At 73.5% G+C, this 13903-nt stretch carries 17 protein-coding genes; 9 read left to right on the top strand and 8 right to left on the bottom strand.

Annotated features, from left to right (window positions below):
* The 5 genes from HNQ07_RS02375 to HNQ07_RS02355 are packed head-to-tail and all read right to left on the bottom strand — an operon-like array spanning position 1 to position 3645.
* Complete coding sequence (locus HNQ07_RS02375; protein ID WP_184109286.1) at positions 1 to 594, bottom strand: GNAT family N-acetyltransferase; 594 nt, start codon at positions 592 to 594, stop codon at positions 1 to 3.
* A 9-nt stretch (positions 595 to 603) separates the two neighbouring features.
* Complete coding sequence (locus HNQ07_RS02370) at positions 604 to 1635, bottom strand: 3'(2'),5'-bisphosphate nucleotidase CysQ (RefSeq protein ID WP_184109285.1); 1032 nt, start codon at positions 1633 to 1635, stop codon at positions 604 to 606.
* The gene (locus HNQ07_RS02365; protein WP_184109284.1) at positions 1632 to 2378 is read right to left on the bottom strand and encodes an endonuclease III domain-containing protein; all 747 of its coding nucleotides are present in this window, start codon (positions 2376 to 2378) and stop codon (positions 1632 to 1634) included. The genes HNQ07_RS02370 and HNQ07_RS02365 overlap by 4 nt, the downstream gene beginning before the upstream one ends.
* Before the next feature lie 47 nt (positions 2379 to 2425).
* Entirely contained in the window at positions 2426 to 3016 is a 591-nt protein-coding gene (locus tag HNQ07_RS02360) for a DedA family protein (RefSeq protein ID WP_184109283.1), read from the bottom strand.
* Between the two features lie 53 nt (positions 3017 to 3069).
* On the bottom strand, positions 3070 to 3645 hold the full coding sequence (locus tag HNQ07_RS02355) for a hypothetical protein (RefSeq protein ID WP_184109282.1): 576 nt from the start codon (positions 3643 to 3645) through the stop codon (positions 3070 to 3072).
* A 135-nt stretch (positions 3646 to 3780) separates the two neighbouring features.
* Between HNQ07_RS02355 and HNQ07_RS02350 the strand changes: the two genes are divergently transcribed.
* Complete coding sequence (locus HNQ07_RS02350) at positions 3781 to 4932, top strand: ATP phosphoribosyltransferase regulatory subunit (protein WP_184109281.1); 1152 nt, start codon at positions 3781 to 3783, stop codon at positions 4930 to 4932.
* Positions 4929 to 5576 (top strand): ATP phosphoribosyltransferase, encoded by a 648-nt coding sequence (gene hisG, locus HNQ07_RS02345; RefSeq protein ID WP_184109280.1) that lies wholly within the window; start codon positions 4929 to 4931, stop codon positions 5574 to 5576. Before HNQ07_RS02350 ends, hisG begins: the two co-directional genes overlap by 4 nt.
* A gap of 6 nt (positions 5577 to 5582) precedes the next feature.
* Here hisG and HNQ07_RS02340 read toward each other — a convergent pair whose 3' ends face one another.
* Positions 5583 to 6776, bottom strand: a complete 1194-nt coding sequence (locus HNQ07_RS02340) for a MalY/PatB family protein (RefSeq protein WP_229831781.1) — start codon at positions 6774 to 6776, stop codon at positions 5583 to 5585.
* A 72-nt stretch (positions 6777 to 6848) separates the two neighbouring features.
* Between HNQ07_RS02340 and HNQ07_RS02335 the strand changes: the two genes are divergently transcribed.
* From HNQ07_RS02335 to HNQ07_RS02325, 3 genes are read left to right on the top strand one after another with little or no spacing between them, the layout of a single operon-like run.
* Positions 6849 to 7544 (top strand): 5'-methylthioadenosine/adenosylhomocysteine nucleosidase, encoded by a 696-nt coding sequence (locus HNQ07_RS02335; protein WP_184109279.1) that lies wholly within the window; start codon positions 6849 to 6851, stop codon positions 7542 to 7544.
* Complete coding sequence (locus HNQ07_RS02330) at positions 7541 to 7939, top strand: CidA/LrgA family protein (protein ID WP_184109278.1); 399 nt, start codon at positions 7541 to 7543, stop codon at positions 7937 to 7939. Before HNQ07_RS02335 ends, HNQ07_RS02330 begins: the two co-directional genes overlap by 4 nt.
* Positions 7940 to 7949: 10 nt before the next feature.
* Entirely contained in the window at positions 7950 to 8612 is a 663-nt protein-coding gene (locus tag HNQ07_RS02325; protein ID WP_184109277.1) for an LrgB family protein, read from the top strand.
* Here HNQ07_RS02325 and HNQ07_RS02320 read toward each other — a convergent pair.
* A complete protein-coding gene (locus HNQ07_RS02320) occupies positions 8599 to 9171 on the bottom strand; it encodes an MOSC domain-containing protein (protein ID WP_184109276.1) in 573 nt (190 codons plus the stop codon). The genes HNQ07_RS02325 and HNQ07_RS02320 overlap by 14 nt on opposite strands.
* A gap of 82 nt (positions 9172 to 9253) precedes the next feature.
* On the opposite strand from HNQ07_RS02320, the gene HNQ07_RS02315 reads away from it, so the two are divergent.
* Positions 9254 to 9853 (top strand): TetR/AcrR family transcriptional regulator, encoded by a 600-nt coding sequence (locus tag HNQ07_RS02315; RefSeq protein ID WP_184109275.1) that lies wholly within the window; start codon positions 9254 to 9256, stop codon positions 9851 to 9853.
* Positions 9854 to 9884: 31 nt separating this feature from the next.
* Here the strand turns inward: HNQ07_RS02315 and HNQ07_RS02310 are convergent, their stop codons facing one another.
* Positions 9885 to 10634 carry a helical backbone metal receptor gene (locus HNQ07_RS02310; RefSeq protein ID WP_184109274.1) on the bottom strand — a complete coding sequence of 250 codons (750 nt, stop codon included), beginning with the start codon at positions 10632 to 10634 and terminating at the stop codon, positions 9885 to 9887.
* A gap of 80 nt (positions 10635 to 10714) precedes the next feature.
* On the opposite strand from HNQ07_RS02310, the gene HNQ07_RS02305 reads away from it, so the two are divergent.
* Genes HNQ07_RS02305 through HNQ07_RS02295 form a run of 3 tightly spaced genes read left to right on the top strand, consistent with a single transcriptional unit; the run spans position 10715 to position 13898 of the window.
* Positions 10715 to 11371: a c-type cytochrome gene (locus HNQ07_RS02305; protein WP_184109273.1), complete on the top strand. Its 657-nt coding sequence runs from the start codon at positions 10715 to 10717 to the stop codon at positions 11369 to 11371.
* Between the two features lie 57 nt (positions 11372 to 11428).
* Positions 11429 to 12241 carry a group III truncated hemoglobin gene (locus HNQ07_RS02300; RefSeq protein ID WP_229831782.1) on the top strand — a complete coding sequence of 271 codons (813 nt, stop codon included), beginning with the start codon at positions 11429 to 11431 and terminating at the stop codon, positions 12239 to 12241.
* Positions 12242 to 12284: 43 nt separating this feature from the next.
* Positions 12285 to 13898, top strand: a complete 1614-nt coding sequence (locus tag HNQ07_RS02295; RefSeq protein WP_184109271.1) for a S49 family peptidase — start codon at positions 12285 to 12287, stop codon at positions 13896 to 13898.
* The last annotated feature ends 5 nt before the right edge of the window (positions 13899 to 13903 follow it).

Genomic DNA, 13903 nt, shown 5'->3' with positions numbered 1-13903 from the left:
CTATTCTGCCGGACGCTCGCGCCGGGAGCGCCATTCGCTCCGGCTGATGTCCATGTGCACGTCGGTGCGGCCGGGGCGCTCGGTGCGGCCGGTCTCGCGGAAGCCGCACGCGGCGAAGGCCCGCTGGGCGCGGCGGTTGTGCCCGAAGGTCGTGAGGCGCACGCGCGTGAGCGGCGGATCGCGCGTCTCAAAGGCCCAGCGCAGCAGCGCGTTGACGCCGCCGCGCCCATAGCCCTGGCCCCACAGCTCCGGGTAGCCGATCATGATGCCCAGCGTGCCGGTCGTGGCGGCCAGCGGCGGCGGCGGGCGCAGGTCGTACAGCTCCGCGCTGCCGATCAATCGGCCCGCAGCGTCCAGAACGCCGAAGCCCGCGCGCTCGCCGCCGCGTTCCTCGTCCTGCATGATCCGCCGGAACAGCCACTCCGGCAGGTGGATGGGTTTGGCGTCGTTCCAGTCTGCAAGTTCGCGGTTGCGGAAAAAGCCGTGCAGGGTGCGCCACTCGGCCGGCGTGAAGTCGAGCAGCGGTTTGAGGGTCACGGCCGCCCCATCCCCCGATCCGCCGACCGGGGAGGGCGTGGGCGCGTGCTCCGTCATGCGCTCAGCCTAGCGTCCGGCCGGCGTCAGCGCCCCCAGGGCCCGCGTGACGTCCCGCGTGAGGCGCTCGAGGTGGAAGGCGTCGCCCTCGGCCCGCTCGACCGTGCGGGTGGCCGGATCGACGACCAGCAGGGCCAGCACCCGCCCGGCGGCGTGGCGGACGTAGACGCCAGGGTGTCCAGTCAGTGCGGTCTGGTCTGCGGCGTCCAGGGTCGTCCACGCAGGCGCGTCCGGGCGCAGGCCCAGGTGCGCGGTGGGGAGCGCGCGGGAACCCAGTTCGGCCTCCAGCCACGCCAGGGCGTCCGGAATGCCGCCCACGATCCCCTGCTCGACGTGCGGCGCGGGGCGGTTGTAGGTGATCGGCCGGCCGTCGCGGCGGCGCAGCTCTCCGCCGGCGGCGCGCAGCAGGGCGTGCCCGGCGGCGATGTCCCACTCGCTGCGCGGTGACATGGTGAAGGTCGCGTCCGCGTGCCCGGCGGCGATCCGCGCGAGTTTCAGGGCGATGCTTCCGCTGGGGTGCATGCCGGGCAGGTCGAGGCCGCGCAGTTCGCGCCCGTACTCGGTGTCGGACACGGCGACGCGCCAGCCGTTCTCGGTGGACGGCGCGGCGTGGGTGCCGGAGTACGTGACGCCGTGCCCGACCACGCCCGTGAACAGTTCGTCGGTGGCGGGCGCGTACACCACGCCCAGCACCGGCTCGCCGCCCACGGCCAGGCCGATGCTCACGCAGTAGTCGTCGCTGCCGCCCGCGTACTCCTTGGTGCCGTCGATGGGATCGACGATCCACACCCGGCCGCGCGACAGGCGGCGGTCGCTGTCGGCCTCCTCCTCGCTGAGCAGCCCGTCGTCGGGGAACGCGGCGGCTAGCCCGGCGGTGATCAGCACCGAGGCCTCCCGGTCGGCGGCGGTCACGGGATCGTCGATGGAGGTCTTGTGCTCGACATTCAGGCCGGCGCGCAGGTGGCCCTGCAGCAGCGCGCCGGCCTCGTGCGCCAGGCGGGTCGCGACCTCCAGTTCGGCGGCGTAGGCGGGCGTGGTCATGGCTGGAGCATAGCGGGCAGGCGCGGAGCGAGCAGCGCGGCCGAGGGGCACAGGTCAAGGAGCACGCACGCGTCGCAGCGCGGGTGGCGGGCGCGGCAGGTCTCGCGGCCGTGGCGGATGGTCGCCACGTGGAAGGTGTAGCGCGCTCCCCACTCGCGCGGCAGCACGCGGTCGAACCACCGCTCGACCTTCACGGCGTTCCAGCCTTCCGGCGTGAGGCCCAGGCGCCCGGCGATGCGCCAGATGTGCGTGTCTACGGGCATGGCGGGCCGCGCCAGCTCGAACAGCAGCACGCAGCTCGCGGTCTTCATGCCCACGCCGGGCATGCCCTCCAGCAGGGTGCGCACGTCCGCGTCCGGCAGGTCGCGCAGGTCCCGCAGGCTCAGCTCCGCGCGCGTGTCGTCCAGGTGGGCAAGCGCCGCGTGGATGTACCCGGCCTTGATCCGCGACAGCCCGCCGCCCGCTTCCTTCAGCACGCCCTCGATGCCGTCCGGGCCGTCCGCCAGGGCCGCCTCCCAGCGGGGATACGCGGCCTTCAGGGCGGCGAACTGCCGGCGCGTGATCGGCGCGGTGTTCTGCTGCGACAGGATGGTCGAGATCAGCCCGTCCAGCGGCTCGCGGCTGCGGGTGGGCACGGGCGGATCGGGCAGGTAGCGTTCCCGCAGCCGCCGCGCGATCTCGGGCAGGTGCGGGGGGGCGGGCAGGGTATCGGGGGTCGGGCGGGGCGCGGCCGGCAGGGTCACGGCCGCAGCGTAGGCTGCCCGCGCCGGTCACACCGTGGCGCTTCTCGCTACGCTCCGCGGCGGGCCTGCATGACCTTCACGACCACCGGAATCACGCTCACGACCAGCACCACGGCCACGATCAGCAGCACGTAGCGGTCGAGGTTCGGGATCAGCTTGCCGAAGTAGTACGCCAGGGCTGGCAGCGACACGCCCCACAGCAGCGCACCCAGCACGTTGTACGCGGTGAACACGCCCAGCGGCATGCGGCTCACGCCGGCCAGGGTGGGCACCAGTGTCCGCACGATGGGCACGAAGCGCGCCAGCACCACCGACTGCCAGCCGTACTGCTCAAAGAATTTCTCGGCCTGCGTGACGTACTCCGGCTTGAAGAAGCGCGACTCCTGGTTGCGGAACACCGCCGGCCCGAAGCGCTGCCCGATGAAATACCCCGAGATGCACCCCAGGATGCCGCCGGCGACCACCGCCACGATCACGCCGCCCAGGCTGAGGTCGCCGCTCGCCGCGAGCAGCCCGGCCGTGATCAGCAGGCTGTCGCCCGGCAGGAAGAAGCCCAGCAGCAGGCCGGTCTCCGCGAACACGATCAGGAAGATCCCGACATACGAGAACGCGAGGATGGAGTGAACGAGCGAGTCCATGCCGCCACCCTAACGTGGGGGGAGCTACACGAACGTCACCCTTCGGGTGGAGGTCAGCGGGCGCGCAGCGTGGCGCGGTTCCCGGCGGCGTCCACGGCCGCGAGGTCCGCCCAGATGCCGGTCGTCTCGGCGTAGAAGTCCACGGTCCGGCCGGGCGTGATGTTGATCTGGTTGCCGTCCACCAGTACCTGCACGACGCGGCCGTTGTCCGTGACGGTGCCGCCCACGCGGATCACGTTGCCGGTCTTCTCGAAACTCGTGACCTTGATCACGGGCTTCTCGGCGTCCACCGTGACGGGCAGCACCAGCGTGCTGCGGTTCCCGGCGGCGTCCTGCGCGGCGATGGTGTACTTGCCGCTGCTGCCCTGGATCAAGGTCTTGAACTGGAAGTGCGCGAGCTTGCGGCTGCCCGGCAGGATCGGAATGGGCGTGCCGTCCACGGTGATCTGCGTGACGCCGGTGTCGTCCAGCACGTAACCGTCCACCACGAAGGACTTCGCGCGGCTGGCGGCGCCGTCGGCGTTGCTGATGGTGATGCGCGGCTTGAAGGTGTCCGTCGTGCGGGCACAGCCGGCCAGCAGCCCGGTGCAGGCGAGCAGGGCGGTCACAGCGGGACGGGCACGGCGCATACGGGCGAGTATACCGGGCGTGTCTGTGAGGCACTCTGCCGGCCGAGGCGCCGGACCACCGGAGCGGGACACGTCCAGACCGCTGGACATCCGGACCCGTCCCGGCTGACCGCGCCCGGCCACCGCGCGCTTACAATGCGCCCCGTGAGTGCGTCCGCCCGTGTCCTGTCCCGCTCCACCGCTCCCGGCATTCCCGAGGGCACCCGCGACGTGCTGCCGCCCGAGTGGGCGCAGCGCGAGGCCCTGCGCGCCCGGCTGGCCGCCACCTTCAGCGCGTGGGGGTACCGGGGCATCGAGGTGCCGGCACTGGAATACGCGAGCCCCGCGCACCCGCAGGACGCGCTGGCGTTCAAGCTGATCGACTCGGGCGGCCAGGTGCTGGCGCTGCGCAGCGAGTTCACGACCGCCGTGGGCCGGCTGGCCCGCACGCGCTTCCCGGCGGGGCCATTCCCGCTGCGGCTCCAGTACGCCGGGCGGCTGTGGCTGCGCGCCCTGACCAGCGAACTCGGGCGCCTGCGCGAGTTCAACCAGTCGGGCGTGGAGCTGATCGGAGTCGAGAGCGCGCACGCGGACGCCGAACTGCTGCACCTCGCGGACGCCGCGCTGCGCGACGTGGGCGTGCACGCGCAGCTCGAGGTGGGCTACCCGGGCTTCGTGGACGCGGTGCTGGAGGACGCCGGGCTGCACGGCCGGGCGCGTGAGGAGCTGCACCACGCCATCGACCGCAAGAGCGGCGCGGACGTGGACGTGCTGGCCCGCCGCGACGGCCTGTCGGGTGACGTCACGCGCACGCTGCACGAGCTGACCGAGCTGTACGGCGGCCCGGAGGTGCTGGACGCCGCCGCACACATGGCGCAGGGCACGCGGGCGCGGGCGGCCGTGGCGCACCTGCGTGACGTCGCGGCGCAGGTCGGCGGGCCGCTGCTGTTCGACCTAGGCGTCAGCCGCCGCTACGACTACTACACCGGCGTGACGTTCCGCGCGTACTCGTCGGGCCTGAACCAGCCGGTGCTGGGCGGCGGCCGCTACGCGCTGGAGGGCGGGCTGCCCGGCGCGGGCTTCGCCATCGGGCTGGAGCGCCTGGCGCGCGCGGCGGCCAGTGCCCTGCCGCCGGAACCGGAGGTGGTGCTCGCCCTGGATCTGGCGGGCGCGCAGGCGGCGCGCGACGCCGGCCTGCACGCCGAACTCGCGTGGACGGACGACCGCGCGGCGCTGAGCGCGTACAGCCGCGAGCGGGGCATCACCCGCTGGATTGCGGGCAACGGGTGGCTGGAGGTGCAGCCGTGAGCCCCCTGCCCGGCCGCGCGCCGGACCACCTGACGCTGGCCCTGCCCAAGGGCCGCATTCTGGAGGACGCCATCGACCTGCTGTCGCGCGCGGGGCTGCCCCTGACGCTGCCGGAGAAGTCCCGCGCGCTGCGGCACGAGTTCCCCGGCGTGACGGTGCTGGAGCTGCGCAACCAGGACGTGCCGGTGTACGTCGACCTGGGCGTGGCGGACGCCGGCATCGTTGGCAAGGATGTGCTCGTCGAGTCCGGCCGCACCGTCTACGAACCGCTCGACCTGCGGTTCGCGCCGTGCCGCCTGTCCCTGATCCGCGAGGTGGGCGCGGCCGGGCCGGTGAACCGCGTGGGCACGAAGTACCCGCGCGCCGCGCAGGCGTACCTGAACGAGCGGGGCGTACCGGCCGAGATCGTGAAGCTGAACGGCAACATCGAACTCGCCGCGCTGACCGGGCTGGCCGACGCCGTGATCGACCTCGTGCAGACCGGGGGCACGCTGCGCGCGAACAACTTGGAGGAACTGGATGTGCTGTTCCACTCCAGCGCCCGCCTGATCGTGAACCGCGCGGCGCTGAAGCTCCGGCGCGACCGCCTGCACCCGCTGATCACGCGCCTGCGGGAACTGGTGGCCGAGCCGCAGCCGGGCTGAGCAGCGTCAGCGGGCGCTGTTCAGGGCGGTCGCCATGCGGTCGAGCGCCTCGGTGAGGATCGCGCGGCTGGTGGCGAAGTTCAGCCGGACAAAGCCCTGATACTGCGCCTTCTGCGCCTCGGGCGCGAAGACCGGGCCGTCGTGCACGGCGACCTTCGCCTCGTTCAGCAAGAAGGCCTGGATGTCCCCGGCGCGCGGGTGGTCGCGCAGGTCCAGCCACGCGAGGTATGTCGCCTCGGGCGCATACGCGCGCACCCACGGCAGCTTCTCGCGCAGGTACGCCATCAGGAAGTCGCGGTTGGTCTGGAGGTACGCCACCGTGTCCTCCAGCCATGGGCCGGCGCCCGACAGCGCTGCGCGCCACATGGTCACGCTCATGGCGCCCTCGTGGCCCATCAGACCGCCGGCGGCCGAGCGGACGCGGCTCACCAGTCCGGCGTTGTGCCCGACCATCGCGCCGATCCCCAGCCCGGCGGTGTTGTACGCCTTGCACGGGCCAGTCAGGGTGATGGTGCGGCTTCGCACGCGCGGGTCGGCGGCGAAGGCCTCGAAGGCCGACCCGGTGTAGCGCAGGTCCGCGTGCAATTCGTCGCTCACCACGAACAGGTCGCGGGCGATGGCAAGGTCGCGGAGCTTTTCCAGTTCCTCCGCGGTCCACACGCGGCCGGTGGGGTTGTGGGGATGGCACAGCATCAGCAGGCGGCTGCCGCGCGACGCGGCGTCCAGCGCGGCCCAGTTGATCTCGTAGCCGGTCTCGCCCTCGCGCAGCGGCACGCCAGCGACCCGGCGGCCCAGGTCCGTGATCGCCATGTGGAAGGGATGGTAGATGGGCGTCATGGTCACGACCGGCTCGCCCGGCGTGGTCAGGGCGTGCACGGCCGCGTACAGGCCCGGCACGACGCCCGGCAGGAAGGCAATGCCGCCCTCGGGCAGGTCGTCCAGGCCCTGCGCGGCGAGGTGGGCGCGCAGCAGAGGCAGCAGTTCGGGGTCACCGCGCAGCTGGTGGTACCCCAGGCCGCGCGTGAGCCGTTCGCGCAGCGCGTCCAGGATCGCCGGGGCGACCGGGTAGTCCATGTCCGCGACCCACATCGGAATGACGTCCGGCGGGTACAGCGTCCACTTCATGGAGTCCGGATGGCGCAGGGCGCCCACGTCCAGCGTGTCCCGCACGTCGTCGGCCTGTGTGGTGGGGCTCGTCATGGGCCGAGCATACGCCCGGCGCATGAACGTCCATGCACAGGACGCGCGGGCCGGCCGCGTAGACTGGGCGCAATGCTGGCGATCATGGGCGCGATGGACGAGGAAATCGAACTGCTGCTGGCGGACCTGCAGGACCGTGAGGACCTGGGCTTTCCCGGCGTGACGCTACACCGCGGCGTGCTGGACGGCGTGCCGGTGCTGCTCACGCGCGGCGGCATCGGCAAGGTGAACGCCGCGCTGACGACGGCGTACCTGCTGATGCAGGGCGCGTCGCGCGTGGTGTTCACCGGCGTGGCGGGCGGCGTGCACCCGGACCTGAAGGTGGGCGACATCGTCGTCAGCACCGACTGCGTGCAGCACGACGTGGACGTGACCGCGCTGGGCTACGACGCGGGCACGGTGCCCGGCGAGAGCCCGAGCTGGGCGGCCGATCCGGCGCTGCGGGCCGCCGCCGTGACGGCCGCGCGCGGCGTGGAGGGCGTGCACGTGGTCGAGGGCCGCGTGGCGAGCGGCGACCAGTTCATCGCGTCGGCGTCCGGCGTGGCGCGGCTGCGCGAGGCCTTCGGCGCGGCGTGCGCCGAGATGGAGGGCGCGGCGGTCGCGCAGGTGTGCGCCAAGGCCGGCGTGCCCTTCGTGGTGATCCGCTCGGTGAGCGACACCGCCGACACGGGCGCGAACGTGGACTACCGCGAGTTCATGCCGCGGGTCGCCCGGCACGCCAAGCAGGTCGTGCGCGGCATGCTCGCCGGACTGCCGCCGGCGCCGTGACCGGGCGGGACAGCGCCGGCGGGTCGATCACCGCCCGCCTGCCCGCCCCGGCGCGCTTCGTGCTGGGCCTGGGCGTCCTGCTGGCCTTCGCGGCGCTGGGGCAGGGTCTGGTCACCGCCCTGCACCTGCCCCTGCCGGGCTCCGTCGTCGGCATGGCGCTGCTGTGGGGTGCACTGGGCGCGCGCGTGATCCGCCTGCACTGGATCTCGGACGCCGCGGACGGCCTGCTGGGCGTTCTGGGCCTGCTGTTCGTGCCGGCCACCGTGGGCTTCATCGGGTACCTGTCGGCCGGCGCAGCGTGGGGCTGGTGGCTACTGGTGATGGCGGCCGGGCTGCTGGTCGGTGCGGGCGTGGCGGGCGTGCTCGCGTCGCGGATGGTGCGGGGCGAGACGTGAGGGGCGGAGCGTGACGTGGACCGCGGTGACGCTGCTGGCCTTCGCGCTGGGCGTGGTCGCGCAGACGCGGGCCCGCTCGCCGCTGGCGAACCCCACCCTGATCGCGACGCTGCTCGTCGCGGCGACGCTGCTCGCCTTGCGCGTGCCGTACGCCACGTACCTGCACGACGTCGGGCCGCTCCAGGGGCTGCTCGCTCCGGCGGTGGTGGCGCTGGCGGTGCCGCTGTACCGCCTGCGGGCGCTGCTGGCCCGGCAATGGCGGGCGCTGGTGCTGGGCGGGCTGGCCGGCACTGTGGCGGGCGTGGCGGTGGACGCCGGGCTGGCCCGCGCGCTGCATCTGGGTGACGACGCGCAGCGCTCGCTGCTCACCGCGCCGGCCACCAGCCCGGTCGCGCTCCAGCTCGCGCAGTTAACGGGCGCGCCGCCGGCGCTGGCGGCCACGCTGGCGGTGCTATCGGGCCTGCTGGGCGCGCTGATCCTGCCGCCGGTCCTGAGCGCGCTGGGCGTGCAGCATCCGCTCGCGCGGGGCATCGCCATCGGCGCGGTGTCGCACGGCATCGGCACCGCGCGGGCGCGCGAGGAGGGCGAGCTGACCGGCGCGGCCAGCTCCATCGGCATGGGGCTGGCCGCGCTGACCGTGACATTGGTGGTGGCGGGCCTCAGTCGGCCATGACGGTGGCCGCGCCCGGGTGGCGCACGTAGAAGGCCTCGAAGTTGTCCAGGATGGTGCCGTCCATCCCGGGCGCGACGTCCAGCAGCGTCACCGGGTCACCCGCCTGCACCGGCCCCTCGTGCAGCACGCGGGCGTACACACCGGGCCGGCGCGCGTCGCGGAACTTCTTGACGAAGGCCGGGTCGCCCATGCGCTCGGCCAGGGTCACGCACGGCACCCGCGCGGACGCGACCTCCAGCACCGCGCCGCCCACCCGGAACCGCTGGCCCAGCCGCACTGCCGCGGATTCGAGGTCGGACAGCAACAGGTTCTCGCCGAAGGTCCCGGGCGACAGCGGCCGGCCCAGCCGCTCCGACCACCACGCGTAGTCCGGCGCGGTGTAGATGTACACGGCCTGCTCCACGCCGCCGTGGTGTTCGGTGTCCAGGATGTGGTCGCCGGCCAACCCCAGCCGGCCCACGTGCACGGGGCCGTCCACCGGCATCTTGTGAATGCCGCTCCAGCCGGACTTGCTCCGCATCGCCCGCGGCTGGCCCACGCACACGCTCAGGACTCGCATGCCCGCAGTGTAGCCGCGGCCGTGTCGCGGTGTACGAAGCGCGCTTGACGCTCCCCGCCGCAGCCGGGATGCTGGGCGCAGCATGGCCCGCCGAGTGAATCCCATCCAGGACCGCGCCCGGCGCGCGGCGCTGGAGAAAGCGGCCTACCTGGCGATCTACGAGCGCGGTTACGCTGGCGTGACGCTGGCCGACATCGCCGCCCACGCCGGGGTGAGCCGCGGCACGCTGGTGTACCACTTCGGGAGCCGCGCGGGGCTACTGTCGGCGGTGATCCGGCGCTTCACGCGGACGATCGGCGTGGCGACGCGCCGGGCGCTGCGGCTGGCCGAGACGCCGGAGGCCAAGCTGCGTGCCTTCGTGGACAACCAGTTCTACGGCGTGGAGAACACCCGGCGCTTTTACACGGTGTCGCTGGACTTCCTGGCCGCCGCGACCCGTGACGCCGCGCTGATGGCAGTCCAGCGCGACTTTCTGGAGGAAACGCTGACCCTGGACCTCGAACTCGCGCGGCTGTCCGGCGAGGTGGGTGCGCCGGCACGCGCACGGCAGTTGCGGGCGCTGGTGGAGGGCCTGAGCGTGCGCTTCCTGGCGGACCCGCAGCCGGATCTGGCGGCCTACCGCGCCGACTGCCTGGCGGGCCTGCGCGCGATCCTGGGCTGGGCGCCCCCCGCCCGCGGCTGAGCGCCCCCCGCCCGCGGCTGAGCGCCCCGGCTCACGCGGGGACCAGGGATTCCAGCGCCGCGTGCAGGTGCCGCGCGCCCTCCAGCAGGCGGGGGCCGGGGCGGCCCAGGCCGCTCTCATGGATCGCCACGACGGGCACGCCCAGGCCACGTGCCTCGATCACTTCTGGGCGCAGCCGCTTGGCGCCGCACCACGAGCACACGATCACGTCGGGCCGCGCGGCCCGCACCTCATCCAGCGTGAGGGGCGCGCTGCGGCCCGCGCGGTCCGCCAGGGCATTCACAGCGCCCACGCGCTCCAGCAGGTCCGTCACCCACGACTCGCGGGTCGCGGCGATGATCGGGCGCGGCCACCACTCGACCAGCACGCGCGGCGGCGCCGAGAAGGGCAGGCGAAGGGTGTCCAGCTCGGCGTCCAGGGTGCGCGCGACCTCCTCGGCCCGGTCCGCCAGGCCGACCGCGTGGCCGATCGTGCGGATGTCGGCCAGGGTGTCATGCACGCTGATGGGGTCCAGCACCAGCACCTCCAGCCCGGCGTCCCGCACGCGCTGCACCACGCGCTCCTGGCCGGGCACGCTCAGGCTGGCGAGCACCAGGTCGGGCCGGGCGGCGCTCAGGGCGGCCACGTCGATGTCCAGGTCCGGGCCGAGGCGCACGGCGCCCTCCAGCCCCGGCGCGTCGCTGTGGCTGTCGGCGGCGACCACCCACGCCGCGGCACCCAGGGCGGCCAGGATGTCGGAGTTGCTGGCGACCAGCGACGCGAGCCGGGGCGGACGGAGCATGCGCGGAGTGTAGCGCTGCGGGCCGCAGAACACGTGCAGGCCGGTCATTTGCCCCCTGACCGTGTGGTAGGCTCGGGATCATGAAGAACACGTTCGCCGTCACCATGACGCTGCTGCTGGCCCTGACCCTGGGCGGCTCGATCGCCGGGTACAAGCTGGCCACGACCGAGCGGGAAGAGCCGGCCGCCAGCGAGTCGGCGGCCGAAGGGTCGGCCCAGACCGCGAACGACTCCGCGCCCAGCCCGAGTTCCTCGTCGACCGGCCCCACCGGGCCGGCCACCGCGCAGGGCGACACGCTCGCGCAGAACGAGGGCGGCACGCAGTCCGGCGACAACGGCGCGGTGATCGGCGCGGGCGGCGCAGACGGCGGCAAGAGCGTGAGCACCGCCAGCGAGACCACGCCTCCGGGCGGCGCGGCCACCGGCGGCGAGACGGGCCAGCAGCCGGCCGAGACGGCCGCCGCCGCCGAGCCCCAGGGCGACAAGAAGGCGGGGGCGACGGTGTTTGCGAGCAACTGCGCGGGCTGCCACGGCGCCGAGGCCAAGGGCGGCGTCGGTCCCAACCTCACCACTGCCGACGGCCCCAAGGCCTGGACCGACGCCCAGATGATTACCGCGCTGCGTGAGGGCAAGACGCCCGAAAAGACCCTGAACACCATCATGCCGCGCTTCACCAGCGAGCAGATCAGCGACAGCGACATCACCAACATCCACGCCTGGATCAGCTCCCTGAACTGAGCGCCGGTACGGACGCCGCGGGCCTGCCTTCACGGGGCAGGCCCTATGCTTGGCGGCATGCCGGGACCCGTGCTCACCACGTCTCCCCTGCCCGCGCTGGCCTCGGCCCAGCCTGCCACGCCTGGGGGCCTGGACACGGCGGCCGGGCTGCTGGTGCCGCACGACGGCGAACCCGTGCTGGACGTGCGAGAGCGCCCCGAGCGCTGGGCGCTGCTGTGGCTGATCGGCGCGGCCGTGCGCCAGGACGTGCCGGTGCTCGCATGGGGCACAGGCGCGGCGCTGGCGGGCCGGGCGCTGGGCGCGGTCATCTACCCCCCGGGTCCGGTGTGGCCCACCGAGTGGAGCGCGCCACCACGCGGCGCGGCCGCGCAGCGCGAGCAGGGCAGCGTACCCGTACGCTGGACGCTGGGCCGCGTAACGGCCCTGGCCGCCCCCGAGCTGCCCACCGCTGAGCTGGACGCGTTTCTGGCCGCGCTGCCGGCGTGGTCGTCGCGCCGGCCGGGCAGCGACCTGGAGGCGCTGGGCGGCCCGGACGCGCTGCGCCGCGTGGTGGCGGCGTTCTACGCGCGGGCGCGGCAAGACGCCGTGATCGGCCCGATCTTCGCCGCGCACGTCCACGACTGGGACGCCCACGTAGATCGCGTCACGGCCTTCTGGAGCACGGTGCTGGGCGGCGGCGCGCAGTGGCGCGGCCACCTGGGCGGAGCACACGCGGGACTGGGCCTGCGCTCGGCGCACGTCGAGCGGTGGCTGGCGCTGTGGTCGCAGACGGTCCACGCCGAGCTGGCGCCGGACACGGCCGCCCGGCTCGACGCCCGGGCGCGCGTGATGGCGCGGCGGCTGAGGGGGCCGCCCCGGGCCGAAACGTGACGCCGGGGGAACCCGGGGCGACCGGGCCGCGTACCGTACGCATATGCCCCTCTTCAACATCCCATTCCTGAACAAATCCGCTGGCGGCCTGCCCGACGGCGTGTCGCGGCCCACGTGGGTGGTGCTGGACGTGACCGGCCCGTACCCCGAGCGGCAGCCGAGCACGCCCCTCCAGGCCCTGCTGAACCGTACGGACACCCTGGAGGCGCTGGAGGCGCGCATCGAGAAGCTGCGCAGCGCCGAGTGGCTACACGGCGTGCTGGTGAAGATCAGCGAGTTCACGGCGGCGCCCGCGACCGCCCACGCCATCCGCACGCTGATCGCGCACCTGGGCGAGCACAAGCGCGTGGTGGCGTACGTGCCGCAGCTGACCATGACCACCCTGATCACGGCGAGCGGCGCGAAGGAGATCGCCGCGCCCGAGTCGGCGGACGTGATGCTGGGCGGCTTCGCGGTGGAACCCACCTTCCTGGGCGAGTTCCTGAAAAAGCACGGCATCGAGTTCGAGAACCTGCGCATCCGCGAGTACAAGGCGGCCCTGACCCGCTTCTCGCAGGAGCACATGGACGACGCCAATCGCGAACAGCTCCAGGCCTACCTGGACGGCCTGGAAACCGCGTGGGTGCAGGACATGGCTCAGGCGCGCGGGGTGGACACCGGTGTGGCGGCCGGGTGGCTGTCGGGCACCATCACCAGCGCGCAGGGAGCGCAAGACGCCGGCCTGATCACCCGCGTCGCGTACGAGGACGAGCTGGTCGGCCCGGCCACCCAGCCGCTGATGGCGATCGTGGACTGGCTGGTGCCGCACAAGCCCGGCAACCCCAAGGCGGGCCGCGTGGCGGTCGTGCCGGTGATCGGCACCATCGTGACCGGCAAGAGCAAGAACAACCCGCTGCCCCTGCCGCTGCTGGGCGGCCCGCAGGCGGGGTCGGACACCGTGGTCGCCGCCCTGAAGCGCGCCGCCGAGGACAAGGCCACCAAGGCGATCGTGCTGTACGTCAATTCCGGCGGCGGCAGCGCCCTGGCGTCCGACCTGATCTGGCGCGAGGTGCAGCGCAGCGCCAAGCCGGTGGTCGTGGTGATGGGCGAGTACGCCGCGAGCGGCGGGTACTACGTCGCCGCGCACGCCAAACACATCGTCGCCAGTCCGTACACCCTGACGGGCAGCATCGGCGTGGTCACGGGCAAGCCGGTTCTGACCGACTTCAACCGGCGCCACGGCCTGAACCCGGAGCGGGTGGGCCGAGACAGCGCCCTGCTGTACTCCTCCAGCCGTGGGTACACGGACGAGGAACGCGGCCACGTCGAGAAGGGGATCGAGGAGGTCTACGACCGCTTCACGTCGCGCGTGGCGGACGGCCGCAAGCTCAGCAAGGAGCGCGTGAACGAGCTGGGCCGCGGCCGCATCTGGAGCGGCGCGGACGCCCTGGAACGCGGCCTGGTGGACGAACTGGGCGACCTGCGCCTCGGGCTCCAGCGCGCGCGGGAACTCGCGGGCCTGCCGCACGACGCGCCCACGTGGAACGCCACTCCGAAAACCCGTGGTCCCCTGCCGGAATTCGTGCAGGAGGCCGCGCACGCCGCCCAGGTGCAGGTGTGGCCCTTCGGCCGCGAGCGCGTGCTGACGTGGTTCGATCAGGACATCAAGGTGCGCTGACGCGC

The organism is Deinococcus metalli (assembly GCF_014201805.1).
Lineage (GTDB): Bacteria > Deinococcota > Deinococci > Deinococcales > Deinococcaceae > Deinococcus > Deinococcus metalli.
The sequence above is the reverse complement of the archived record's forward strand: the minus strand, read 5'-3'. Positions and strand labels throughout refer to the sequence as shown.

Bases quoted from the DNA above. Each gene is read 5' to 3' on its own strand.
- HNQ07_RS02310 (WP_184109274.1), bottom strand. From the start codon at position 10,634: ATGCTCCGTCCGCCCCGGCTCGCGTCGCTGGTCGCCAGCAACTCCGAC.
- HNQ07_RS02335 (WP_184109279.1), top strand. From the start codon at position 6,849: ATGCTGGCGATCATGGGCGCGATGGACGAGGAAATCGAACTGCTGCTG.
- HNQ07_RS02300 (WP_229831782.1), top strand. From the start codon at position 11,429: ATGCCGGGACCCGTGCTCACCACGTCTCCCCTGCCCGCGCTGGCCTCG.
- HNQ07_RS02305 (WP_184109273.1), top strand. From the start codon at position 10,715: ATGAAGAACACGTTCGCCGTCACCATGACGCTGCTGCTGGCCCTGACC.
- HNQ07_RS02350 (WP_184109281.1), top strand. From the start codon at position 3,781: ATGCGCCCCGTGAGTGCGTCCGCCCGTGTCCTGTCCCGCTCCACCGCT.
- HNQ07_RS02340 (WP_229831781.1), bottom strand. From the start codon at position 6,776: ATGACGAGCCCCACCACACAGGCCGACGACGTGCGGGACACGCTGGAC.
- HNQ07_RS02295 (WP_184109271.1), top strand. From the start codon at position 12,285: ATGCCCCTCTTCAACATCCCATTCCTGAACAAATCCGCTGGCGGCCTG.
- HNQ07_RS02360 (WP_184109283.1), bottom strand. From the start codon at position 3,016: ATGGACTCGCTCGTTCACTCCATCCTCGCGTTCTCGTATGTCGGGATC.
- HNQ07_RS02315 (WP_184109275.1), top strand. From the start codon at position 9,254: ATGGCCCGCCGAGTGAATCCCATCCAGGACCGCGCCCGGCGCGCGGCG.
- HNQ07_RS02355 (WP_184109282.1), bottom strand. From the start codon at position 3,645: ATGCGCCGTGCCCGTCCCGCTGTGACCGCCCTGCTCGCCTGCACCGGG.
- HNQ07_RS02370 (WP_184109285.1), bottom strand. From the start codon at position 1,635: ATGACCACGCCCGCCTACGCCGCCGAACTGGAGGTCGCGACCCGCCTG.
- HNQ07_RS02375 (WP_184109286.1), bottom strand. From the start codon at position 594: ATGACGGAGCACGCGCCCACGCCCTCCCCGGTCGGCGGATCGGGGGAT.
- HNQ07_RS02320 (WP_184109276.1), bottom strand. From the start codon at position 9,171: ATGCGAGTCCTGAGCGTGTGCGTGGGCCAGCCGCGGGCGATGCGGAGC.